Origin of the sequence: Aquimarina longa SW024 (assembly GCF_001401755.1) — a bacterium.
Classification (GTDB): Bacteria; Bacteroidota; Bacteroidia; order Flavobacteriales; family Flavobacteriaceae; genus Aquimarina; species Aquimarina longa.
Window position 1 is genome coordinate 616223 of sequence record NZ_KQ474099.1, and the last position, 12703, is coordinate 628925.

At 31.4% G+C, this 12703-nt stretch carries 6 protein-coding genes and 1 tRNA gene; 4 read left to right on the top strand and 3 right to left on the bottom strand.

Translation table 11 applies throughout. The features are described from left to right. The first annotated feature begins 33 nt into the window (after positions 1-33). Positions 34-1386: an RIP metalloprotease RseP gene (rseP, locus tag N456_RS11600; RefSeq protein WP_062057050.1), complete on the top strand. Its 1353-nt coding sequence runs from the start codon at positions 34-36 to the stop codon at positions 1384-1386. A 367-nt stretch (positions 1387-1753) separates the two neighbouring features. Then, positions 1754-1827, top strand: a tRNA-Asn gene (locus N456_RS11605). A 432-nt stretch (positions 1828-2259) separates the two neighbouring features. On the opposite strand, the gene N456_RS11610 is transcribed toward N456_RS11605, so the two are convergent. From N456_RS11610 to N456_RS11615, 3 genes are all read right to left on the bottom strand, one after another. Next, positions 2260-2463, bottom strand: coding sequence for a hypothetical protein (locus N456_RS11610; protein WP_062057052.1), 204 nt, complete (start codon positions 2461-2463; stop codon positions 2260-2262). Positions 2464-2626: 163 nt separating this feature from the next. Beyond that, positions 2627-2797, bottom strand: coding sequence for a hypothetical protein (locus tag N456_RS24450; RefSeq protein WP_158447878.1), 171 nt, complete (start codon positions 2795-2797; stop codon positions 2627-2629). Positions 2798-2918: 121 nt separating this feature from the next. Continuing rightward, the gene (locus N456_RS11615) at positions 2919-4508 is read right to left on the bottom strand and encodes a thioredoxin domain-containing protein (RefSeq protein ID WP_062057054.1); all 1590 of its coding nucleotides are present in this window, start codon (positions 4506-4508) and stop codon (positions 2919-2921) included. Between the two features lie 541 nt (positions 4509-5049). Between N456_RS11615 and N456_RS11620 the strand changes: the two genes are divergently transcribed. After that, positions 5050-7869 (top strand): carboxypeptidase-like regulatory domain-containing protein, encoded by a 2820-nt coding sequence (locus N456_RS11620; protein WP_062057056.1) that lies wholly within the window; start codon positions 5050-5052, stop codon positions 7867-7869. A 4-nt stretch (positions 7870-7873) separates the two neighbouring features. Continuing rightward, the gene (locus N456_RS11625) at positions 7874-12460 is read left to right on the top strand and encodes a TonB-dependent receptor plug domain-containing protein (protein ID WP_062057058.1); all 4587 of its coding nucleotides are present in this window, start codon (positions 7874-7876) and stop codon (positions 12458-12460) included. The last annotated feature ends 243 nt before the right edge of the window (positions 12461-12703 follow it).

Sequence of the window (12703 nt, forward strand, 5' to 3'; positions counted from 1 at the left end):
TTTTGCGTGATTTAATTTTGAATATACGACTATATGAGTCCATTTTTTATAAAAGCGATACAATTACTATTAAGTTTATCTCTTCTGATAGTATTACATGAATTAGGGCATTTTATTCCTGCTAAACTATTTAAAACAAGAGTAGAGAAATTCTATTTGTTTTTTGATGTAAAATTCTCATTATTCAAGAAAAAAATAGGTGAAACTGTATATGGTATTGGTTGGCTACCATTAGGAGGATATGTAAAAATTGCTGGAATGATTGATGAAAGCATGGATAAAGAGCAAATGGCTGGACCACCACAACCATGGGAATTTAGATCTAAACCTGCTTGGCAACGATTGATTATAATGTTAGGTGGAGTAACTGTCAATTTTATTCTGGCAATACTAATTTATGCAGGAATTGCATATACTTATGGTGATAAATTTATCAAAGCAGATAGCCTAAAAGATGGGTTCCATGTTTCTAACACCGAGATAGGAGATAAACTAGGTATACAAACAGGTGATAATATAATTACAGTAGATGGTAATCCTGTAAAAGAATTTAGCAAATTACCTTTAGAAATTATCAATGGTAGCCAGTTTACTATAAAAAGAGATGGAGCTACTATTACAAAAGAGATTCCTGTTGATTTCATAGCTAAATTATTAGATATGGAAGAAAAAACTTCTTTTATAGAACCTCGGGTACCTTTTATTATCGCTGATGTCCCTAAAGAATCTCATAACACAGGAATTGATTTAAACAAAGGGGATGAAATTATAGCAATCAACAACCAAAAGGTAACCTATCTTGATCAGATACTTCCTACCATTAATCAAAACAAAGGAGGCTCTGTATTGCTATTAGTAAAAAGCACTACTGGACAAGAAAAAACGATTACTGCCAAAATAAATGAAAATGGTAAGATCGGAGTAGTCAGAAATATCGATTATACAGAATTAGAAAAAAGAGGATTACTTACTATAGAAACAATTGAATATTCTTTTTTACAGTCTATCCCAGCAGGTATTCATAAGGGTGTATCTATTCTTAGCAGTTATGTTAAGCAAATGAAAAAGATATTTAACCCTAAAACAGGAGCATATAAAGGTGTAGGAGGATTTGGTGCTATAGGAGGTCTTTTTCCTGATCAATGGAACTGGGGAGCTTTTTGGAGTACTACTGCTTTCATATCAATTATTTTAGCTTTTATGAACATATTACCTATACCTGCATTAGATGGTGGACATGTAATGTTTTTATTATATGAAATTATTACTGGTAAAAAACCAAATGATAAATTCATGGAATATGCACAACTAGCTGGCTTTATAATACTAATTACTCTATTACTGTTTGCAAACGGTAATGATGTCTATAAAGCTATTTTTGAGTAGGCTTACTCTTGCTAGAATATTTAGCAAATAATATATATCGAAACAGCGATTAAAAATATTTTTAATCGCTGTTTTTTTATTTTTATAAAGCGAGTCTTATAATTTAAAACTAGCTCGCATTGATTTTATTATGGTATTAGTTATATAAAAAAAGACATCCTATTCAACTATATTCAAAAAAAACAACTCATATTCAGCTATATATACATTTTCTTTTAATGAATCATAATTATAAGCAATATCGTATCCATAAAATAAGAACGTAAATAATATGAAAAAAGTAAAAAAAAGTTTTTGAGATCTAAAATAATAGTATATATTTGCACTCGCAAAACGAGAAAACTAATCTCTATTTGCAGAGGCAAATTCCTCCTTAGCTCAGTTGGTTAGAGCATCTGACTGTTAATCAGAGGGTCCTTGGTTCGAGCCCAAGAGGAGGAGCAAAAGTTCAGCAGAAATGTTGAACTTTTTTGTGTTTATAGGCGTATCTCAGTAACACAGGATCAAGGAATGATCCTGAAAAACACTCTGGCTTATTTTCTAATGCTCTTATTTAAGAACGATTCATGGGAGCTATCTATTAAAATTTCAAAAAAAATAGGTAGACTGTAAAACCTACCTATTTCTTATAAACGTAACCCTACTTAGAGCTTTTCCTAAGCTTAACAGTATTTTTTTCATGATTATAAAATTAATACTTGTTTAGCCTTGAACATTTTAAAAACATTCAAGATTTGTATCTCTTCTTCATAAAAGGATACTTTCCTTAATCAACAACCTCAGAACAAACTCACAAGGTTATATTTCTGAAATGATTTTTTACTACCGGAACTTACCTCTAGGAATTAAGCTGTTTATGAGGGTTAAAAAAAGTTATCTGCAGCTAGCACAACAATATCCTGTAACAGTACTATCATTTCCTCCATCATAAAGGAATTGTGCATCTTCTACTGAATAGTTCTTAATCCACCCTGTACCTTTTACATAAACACTACAAGGTCCATCTCCTCCTCCATTAATTTGTTTTTGCTCTATTCTACTTAAAGCTTTCCCTACGTTTAAAATTGATTTTTTCATGATTATAAAATTAATATTTATTTAGCCTTGAACATTTTTAAGACACTCAAGGTTTATGTCTGTGACTATACAAAAAATTGATACTTTTTAACTGATAAAAAATAGCCTTATCAATAGTAAATCCTCTACAATGATAACCTAACCCCCTCTTTTATATCAATCATTATGAAATATAAAAGCGCGTTCCTACACATTGATCTTTATGATTACAATATCCGCCATCTTTTTCGCATAAGCTTACATTACATGGATCCTGTTTCATTGAACCACCATTAATACTTTTTTGCGCTACTTTACTTAAAACTTCTCCTAGATTTAAAATTGATTTTTTCATGACTACGTTTTATAAATTACTTTTATAGTGAACAATTAAAGACACTCACCAATATGTCTATTCTTCGCTAGAGAATATTGTTATACAAATCTTTTTTATAAGTTTTGTTTTTTTATATTATTTACTGAGCTATGGCAACTGCTCCGTAATTTTCTTCTAGATCTTCTATAAAAAAGATAAGGTCTGATCGCTTGTATTCTTTGGGGTAGAATTTGCCATTAATTAAGATTTCTGGGGTAAAATTGATAGCATTATTTTTACACCAAGTATTTTCTTTTTCTAATACCGATATAAACCTTTCTTTATCAGTGCATTCTCTCCATGTCTTTAACCAATGATCAGGCTTACCGTTCTCATAGATTTCTGTCATAGCTTGTAGACATTCTTTTGCTCCTTTTTGAGAATAGATTTCTAACATTCTACAGGTTATTTTTACCACATTACTATCTTCATCTTCTGTATTTATATTAAATCGTATGATAATCTTCACTTTGCCCTTGTATTTATGTAGAATTTCATCTACCTGCTGATGCACCGGTTTACAGTGTCCGCAAAATGGGTTAGTCACTATCACGATTTCTAAATTCGATACTGGATTACCAAAAACAATCTCTTGGTTTTCATCAATTATAGTATCTATCTGATGCGATTTATTTAACATCCCTTCGAACAAGACAAAGTTTCTTTTAAATTTAATTGCTTCTATTTTATCTTTACGTAATGTTGTTATCTCTAAGATAAGTGGTTTAATAAAGCTCCATAATAGCCATATACTGACTACTATTATTCCTAAAACCACAAAATCAACAAGTACAAAATTGGTAATATACATATCTGTTATTACAGAAATCAATGCTTGTAACCATAAGACTCCTATAATACTTAAACATAATAAGCACCATTTTTTCACTACGATATATTGATAGTATAACGAGTATAGTGTTATTGGGATAGTCAGTAAACTTATTGAGTAAGACAATACTGGATTAAGTATCTGGATAAAAGTTAGGGTTACTAATACCGAAAAATATAGCATACTAAAATCGCTTAACTTATATCCTTTAATAATTTCTGCTCCTTTTGAGCTTAACACAGCATCACAATCTTTCTGATCATCTGTTTCTGAGCAAAACGCATCTCCAATTGAGGTTTGCAATCCTAACTCTTGTTTTACAATAGCAATACTTACTACAACTCCTATTATAGATAATACGAGATGACAAATACTAAAAACAGAATCTGTAGTTTTAAAAAGTAAGAAAGCAACAAACAATCCTAATATTCCAAAAGCAATATATTTCCTTTTTGAATTTGATTCTAATAAGGATTGGTTATTTCCTTGTTTCTCTACAGCAACGATGATTCCTGTAAATTTTTTCAAAAACTCATCCTCAGACAGTATCTGTTTTTTATCTGTTGTAGTATAAACAAGATAAGCGCTCTGCTTTTTTTCAACCACCACTAAGTCTTGTTTTTCTGACTCTTGTATCTGCGCAATAAAGTGATTTGGTAATTGCTGTAGTGTTGCCGAATCTATAGAAACTTTGGCTGCCACATTTTCTATACTAAAATGGTCTAACACCCCCGTTATTGCATGTAGACTAGGGTAAGATGGATGGCTTTGAATTTGAAATTCGAGCTCTGTTCTATCAAAGTAAATTTTATTTCTTTTGAGTAATTTCTGTACTAAGTCTGTTAATGAAGGCTTCAATAGAATCTAATTTTATTTACTAATTACTATCTCATTGCATAGCATTTTACCCTAACAACATCTCCTTATTATATGACTACATTTTTAACAAACACTTTCTAAATCAAGTGTAGATGTTCAGTAAAAAATCTAAAAAATAATACTGATAAAAATCGTCTTAATAGTTTAAAATATATTTTATGCTATTCTTTTCTGATTGCAAATAAAGATAGAAGTAAAAGCCTTGTTATAGCAAGGAGAAGAACTAATGATTTATAAATTTTGATATATGTATTTATAAATTTTAACTACTTTTTTTAAACCATAAAACAATTATTGTTGCTTAGTTAGAAATCACATATTTTATATCTACTCTAAAACTTCGTATAATTGATGTTACACAATTTTATGCTCTAAAAACCTGTACATTCATTTTCTATCCTACTGTGATATTCCATTATTTGTATATGATCGAGCACTTACCTCATCAAAATACCCCTTTTACTCATTCTTATTTTTATAAACCTACCAATATATCTAGATTTGAGCAAAGATTCAATCTATGCTATTCATCAAACAGTACTTTATTTCTTTTATCATTTTACTCTTTACCAACATAGTAGGGTATACCCAAAATGGTATCATTTCTGGAGTTTTAGAATATGAAGACGGACCATTACCTGGTGCTAACATTATCGTTAAAGGAACATCTAATGGTGTTACTACTGATTTTGATGGTAAGTATAGTATAGAATGCAAGGTAGGCGATACACTACAGTTTATATCCATAGGTATGACTCCCAAAGAAATTAAAGTAACAACAGAAATGTTTGGTAATCAAAAGCTAACTCCTTTTCATCAAACAAAACCAGTACATAAAATCATAAGTAATGACTATCTACAAGCATTAAAAACAGTTATTGATTCTCTATCAACAACTCCAGAAATATCCAAAAATGGAGTATCATACAACAGTGATAATGGCTATCTTGATATTGATAGAATTAAATACATTAAAGAAGATCATCAAAAAATTAAGATAACCTATTTCAATCCTGATATATATTATCGAATTAGATTTAATAGTAGTGTTGGACTACAATTTGTAGATCGGCAAAAAACTCCCAAAACACAAAACACATATGCCCAAGGAAGACCTTTTAATGGCACAAATCAGTGGTTTGGCGCAGATAACAACGAGCTGTTTTCATATGGCCCTACAATTAATTCCCTAACCTTTGATGGCTCTAACTACTCATATGACACTAATGGAAGGTTAATCAATGGAGTTTCTAGGGATCGTACATTACCGTATAACAACCAACTATTCGAGCCTAGCTTAATCCTATCCAATACGTTAAACTTAGCTGCTTTTAATTCTAAACACTCAATTGACTTAGATGCCAAAAGAAAAACTCAGGAGGACATATTTCAGACCACAAAAAACAATACCACTAAGCTTGGCATTACTTACAAGTTTAAGAAAAAAATCACAGCCTTCTTTACATCTAATTTCAAAACTAACAATCAACCAAATACAAACGGTTTTCTTACTAATGTTTTACTTGCATCTTATGTAACTCCTGTTACATTTCAGAATAATCAAGGGTATATAACAAACAACACTGCACAACGTAGTTTTAGCCCTACTCGATTTAACAACCCCTTTTGGCTATTACACCTTAATCAAAACAAAAACTCTTCGACATCAACTACCATAGGCGCTAAAAGCAAATTTAAAACCGATAAACACTTAAATATTCACTCTTTTTTAAGCTTCAACAAACAAAAAAACAAGCTTAATTTTGCACTACCAATACATACTGTTGGTTTTGAAAATGGCTATGTTAGTAGAAAATACTTCTCTGAGTACACTCTCCACACTGATATCGGAGTAAACTATCAATTTTGGAGTGATAATTTCTCGTTAATTAAGGTCAACTCATCTCTAAAAAACAAAAACACATCACTTAATTACAGCTTATCAGAATATGGCAATTTCTCAGATCTTAGTTTTAATCGTGCTATTGACAACACTTTAAATGATCATCATTTAAGAAACAATACTTTACGCATGTTAAATGAAATAACATTTGACTTTGATGTAGGTTTTGATGCAGATCTAACACTTAGAAACAACTCAGTTACATCCTCTTTACAAGGTAATCAATTCTTCCTACCATCAATATTAGCATATATGAACATATCACAACTATTAAGACATTCTGACTGGCTAGACAGGCTTTCAATTGCAATAGGTGTTTCTAAGGAAGCTAAAGGAATTCCCTTATACTACAATAACTTAAGCCATAATAGCCTTACCATTACTCCTCTAGAGTCTCAATCATTATTAGCTAATAATGATTTGTTCAATTCTAAAGAGTTAGAATTTGAAAAGAGCACCACATTTGACATCGAAAATGCTATTGGTTTGTTTAATAATCGTATAGAAATAGGCTTAAATTATTATTATTCAAAAACAAAAGGGAGTATTTTTCCTATTCTTACCAATGGAACATTTAAACTTCAGAATAGTGCAACTATAAAAAACGAAGGAATAGAAGGTAGCTTAGAATTTCGTCTAAATGATGAGTGGAGAAACTTCCAATATCAACCTACTTTTCTTTTTTCTAAAAACAGATCAAAAGTTATAGAGCTCTCAGACAATAAAACTTCAATCCCCATTGCTGGATTCAAAACCATATCAAAAAACCTAATTGTTGGTGAACAAACAGGAGCAATTGTAGGTTCCGCATTCCTAAGAGATCCTAATGGCTCAATTGTAATTGATGACGACGGATATCCAATGGTAGATCCTGAACAGAAAATTATAGGAAATACAACTCCTGATTTTAATATCAGTATAAATAATAGCTTTAGGTTCGGAAAACTGAAATGCAATTTTTTGATCGATTATCAACAGGGTGGCGATGTATGGAATGGAACCAAAAATGTTTTAAATTACATGGGTAGATCACAAGAATCTGCTCACCTAAGAAATACTAGGAATTTTATTTTCACTGGCGTCAATCAATCAGGAACACCAAACACCAAACGCGTTGATTTTGCAAATACAAGCCAAGATGTATCACTTAATAGATGGGTAAGATATGGTTATACCGGAGTAGACGAAGAGGCAATAGTCGATGGAACTTTTATAAATCTTAAATCTATTAGTATCTCATATGATACTAAAGGTAAAAATACATTTTTTAGACAATTAGAACTAAGTCTATACGCTAATAACCTATTCTCTTACACAAAAGAGAAAGGCATCTCTCCATATTCTTCATTATTTGATTATTCTGCAGGTAAGGGGTTAGACTACTTCAATACTCCATTGATAAAAGAAATCGGTTTTAAGGTTAATATAAAAATATAAGACTATGCATATTAGAACAATCATATTATCTATTCTAACGCTACTATCACTATCATTCAATAGCATAGAATTTAGATCTAATAATCATATTGAAAAAATATACACCCAGACAGATAGATCTTTATATTTTCCTGGAGAAACAATTTGGTTTAAATCATACATTACCAATACCGAAAACAAAATTTCTACACTGAGTGAGGTAATGCATGCGGAGCTACTATCTCCAAAAGGTACTGTTGTCAATGCCATAAAGCTATCCATTAATCAAGGATACGCTTACGGAGATTTTGAAATTGATAATGATTGGGTTGGTGGTATCTATAAGGTAAGAATGTATACCCATTGGATGAAAAACTTTAGCACCGATTGTTATTTCGAAAAAGAAATTGTAGTTCAGAAAGTAATTAGTCCTAACCTATTAATGAAACTAGAGTTCGAAAAGAAAGCATATGGAAGTGGATCAGAAGTCACTGCTCATTTTGAAGCTAAAAACTTAAAAAACATTCCTTTATCAAATCAAGAAATTAAATACGAAGTTAATATCAAAGGAGAAAAGTTTCTCTCAGAAACCATCAACACTAATGCTAAAGGAAAGCAAGACATCACATTTAAACTGCCTGATCATCTTACAACAACCGATGTGATTCTAAACGTATTAGTGCCGCATAAAGGCTCTAGAGAATCAATTTCTAGAAGTGTTCCTATAACATTAAATACTATCGACTTGCAGTTTTTTCCAGAAAGCGGTACTGCTATTATCGGAACCGAGAATACAATTGCTTTTAAAGCAGTCAACAAATTTGGAAAACCTGCTGATATTAGTGGAGAGATTGTAAATGAAAAAGGAGAAATCATCAAAACCTTCGACAGTTATCACGATGGCATGGGAAGTTTTATCTTTACCCCTACTTCAGAAAAATATTCTGCTCGGATCACAGCACCCTTTAAATCTGATTCATTAATTCCCTTACCTTCAATTGATAAAATTGGGACAAAATTTAGCCTTAAAAAGAAAAAAAACACCTATCTGATTGATATTTTTTCCTCCAATACTAATATCACAAAACTATCTGTATCCAATTCGTATAACGAAATATTTACTAAGAAAGTAACATTATCTAATCATAAAGCCACAATCAGACTCAATAAAAAAGTTTTACCTACAGGAATTATCAAAATTGCATTGCATGATGTACATAATACCATAATAGCAGAACGATTAGCCTTTGTAAATAAATCAAATCAACTGAATATTGATATTTCACTCGATAAAGAGCAGTATGAAACTCGCGAAAAAGTTACTGTAAAAATCAAAACTACAGATCAATCCAACACTCCTATTCCTTCAAATATATCTCTTAGTATTGTTGACAATAAACTGGTCTCATTTGCAGATGACAAACAAGACAATATATCCTCATACCTTCTAATGTCATCTGAATTAAAAGGTAAAATTCATAAACCATCGTTTTACTTTGATCCAAACGAGAATAAAGCAGAAATTGCTTTAGACTACGTAATGTTAACTCATGGTTGGAGAAAATACATAAAGAATACCATAACACTACAGAACGCTATTTTTCCACCCGATACACAAGCAACTCAATACGGAAAAATTGTTGACAAAAACAACATCCCAACACAATCTCATATCCTGATTTTTGATCAAAACTCAGAGAAGGTTACAAAATTTGAGACTAATGATAAAGGAGAGTTTTCTTTTAAAATAAACCGTAATGGTAACCTAGTAGTACTTGCTTATACTGATACTGGTAAAAAGCTATACATTCAGAAAACAAAGTTTATACATAGCACATCAAATAAAGATGAACAAAAAGCCTATGACCAAACAAAAAAGCTAGATTTTAAACAATTAGACATAAAAAAACCACTACAAAAAACAGTTAAAGAAAAAGCAATAATATCTGACGAAATAGAAATCCAACTAAGTGATGATGATGCTAATCTAGAGGAGGTAATCATCACCAGTTATGGATTACAAAAAAGAAAAATTCTTTCAGGAGCAGTGGCTACTTTGGTCAATAATACTACTATCTCCACAATGCGTATTGATAATATTGCGCAATTACTACAAGGAAGAGTTTCTGGCATCACCACTACCAATACTCCCAATCTATACGGAAACAGCTCTAATATAGCTATCAGAGGAGCAAATTCTATAACTGGGAGTTCTCAACCTCTACTTATAATAGACGGTATTCCACTTGATCTAAACGAAAAAAATGGAGCCACTTTGCACAATATAGAATCCTCTGAAGTCGAAAAAATTCATGTATTAAAAGGTGCAGCAGCAGCTTCTTTATACGGCTCTAATGGCATTAATGGAGTTGTACTCATTACCACAAAAAACCAAAATTTCAATCATTTTTATGATAGTAAATCATTGAACAACAAAAAATATAAAAACTATACCGCACAAACATTCTATTATCATAATAAGATCAACACCCACACTAGCAAAAAGTTTTATATCCCCATATACAATAGCAAAGAATTACCTTTAGATAGAAATGATTTTAGACAAACTATCTATTGGAATCCTGTAATCCAAACAGATAAAAACGGAGAAGCCTCTTTCGAATATTATAACTCCGATGCAATAACCTCATTTATTATTACCGCTGAAGGTACTGGTTATAATGGATTAGTTGGAAGAAAAGAACTGAAATATGCTACAAAAAAATTACTCCATATTGATTTAAAAACACCAAACTATATGGCTCTTAATGACACTATACAATTATCAATTGTAGCCTCTAACGAATCTAACACTCTAATAAGCACAGCACTTAACATAGACCTCCCAGAGGAATTAAAATTAATCAGTAATTTTAAAAATGATAGCCTACATATAGCACCTAATTCTAATCAAACCAAAACAATTACAGTAGTTCCCATAAAAAAATCTCAAAACACTACCATAAAAATCAGTGCACATAGTAATAACTATACTGACTACATTGATAAAAACACTATCATTATTAGTCCTTACTTCCCTACTCAAACCTCTATCTCTGGGCACACCAACAATTCTTATCGATTACATATCAACAATCTAGTTGATGGAAGTTTAAAAGCTGATTTCTCTATCTATACAGATATTGTTGGAGATGTGATGGATGGTATTGAATCGTTACTAAGACAACCATCCGGATGTTTTGAGCAAGTTTCATCAAGTACCTATCCCAATATTTTGGTTCTAAAATACCTTAAAGAAACAGGAAAAAGCAATCCTGATATAGAAAATAGAGCTATGGATTTTATCAAAACAGGATACAAAAAACTTGCTGCTTATGAAACCTCTGAAGATGGTTTTGAATGGTACGGGCACACCCCCCCGCATGAAGCTCTATCAGCATATGGACTTATGGAATTTATAGAAATGAAAGAGGTCTACAACAAAGTAAGTGAACCGATGATCAACAGAACGATTAACTACCTCCTAAGTAGAAAAGATGGAAAAGGGGGATTTAAACAAAATAAAGGAAAATATGGATTCTCTGCCGCTCCCGAACATATCAACAACGCCTATATAGTATACGCCATTACAGAATCCGGCACAAAAGTAGCTATTGAAGAAGAGTACAACCACTCTTATAATGAAGCTCTAGAAAGCAAAGACTCTTATAGAATGGCATTGATGGCATGTGCCAGTTGGAACTTAAACAAAACCGAGAATGCTCGCAAGCTAATGGATGAAATCAAAAAGAATATTGAAGAATATGGATTCCAAAAACTACCTACTGAACATACCATTACGCGTTCATATGGTAATGCTAAAGAAATTGAAACTACTGCTTTTACCATTTTAGCATTACTAAAACAAGGTAATTCTGAATACATCATTAGCCAAGGAATAGAATTTATGTTATCCAAAAGAAAATACAATCGTTTTGGTTCTACTCAATCTACCTCTATGGCTCTAAAAGCATTAATTGAATATACCAAAACTCAAAAACAAAAAACAATACCTCCTAATAGCATTATTGAATTAGACATAAATGGTAAAACAATACAAACTGAGCTAAAGGTAAATAACGAAGGAAAAATAGTTCTCAAAAATATAGAACAATATATCTCAGAAGGACAACAACATATAGAAGTGCGTTTTTCTAATGCTGATACTACATTTCCATATCTATTAAATATAACATGGGATAGCACTATTCCTAGTTCTTCTGCCAAATGCAAGCTAGAATTAAAAACCGAAATCACAGATGCGGTTCATAGTGTAGGCGAAAATTTTAGAATGAACATTAGCGTACACAACAAAACCAATCAACCCCTACCAATGACTACAGCCATTATAGGAATTCCATCAGGAACTGCTGCTCAGCCATGGCAATTAAAAGAAATCTTAGAACAATATAAGGCAGATTATTTTGAAGTTTTTGACAACTACCTAGTCTTCTACTGGAAAGAATTTGGAGCATCCGAAGTAAAACAAATTCAATTAGATCTAAAAGCAGAAATCTCAGGGAGCTATCAAGCACCTGCAAGCACTGTTTATTTATATTACACTGATGAAAACAAACATTGGATAACAGGAAACAAAGTGATTATTAATTAAACCACATTGTCAGAAACAAGCCCCTAAATAAAGAAACGTTATTCGCAGAAAAGCAATTTAACCCATGTAGGCATTGGGATTATGCTGAGACAGATTATGCTGCTTTATCCGAACTCAATTATTATACAAAAAAAGAAAGGCAATATTATTTCTATAAAAAAACAACGGGTTTGTATAAGAGTAGTAACGGGTAAAATGCATTTGCTTTTCGGATAACAATATACTAAATTAAAAGAAAATAGT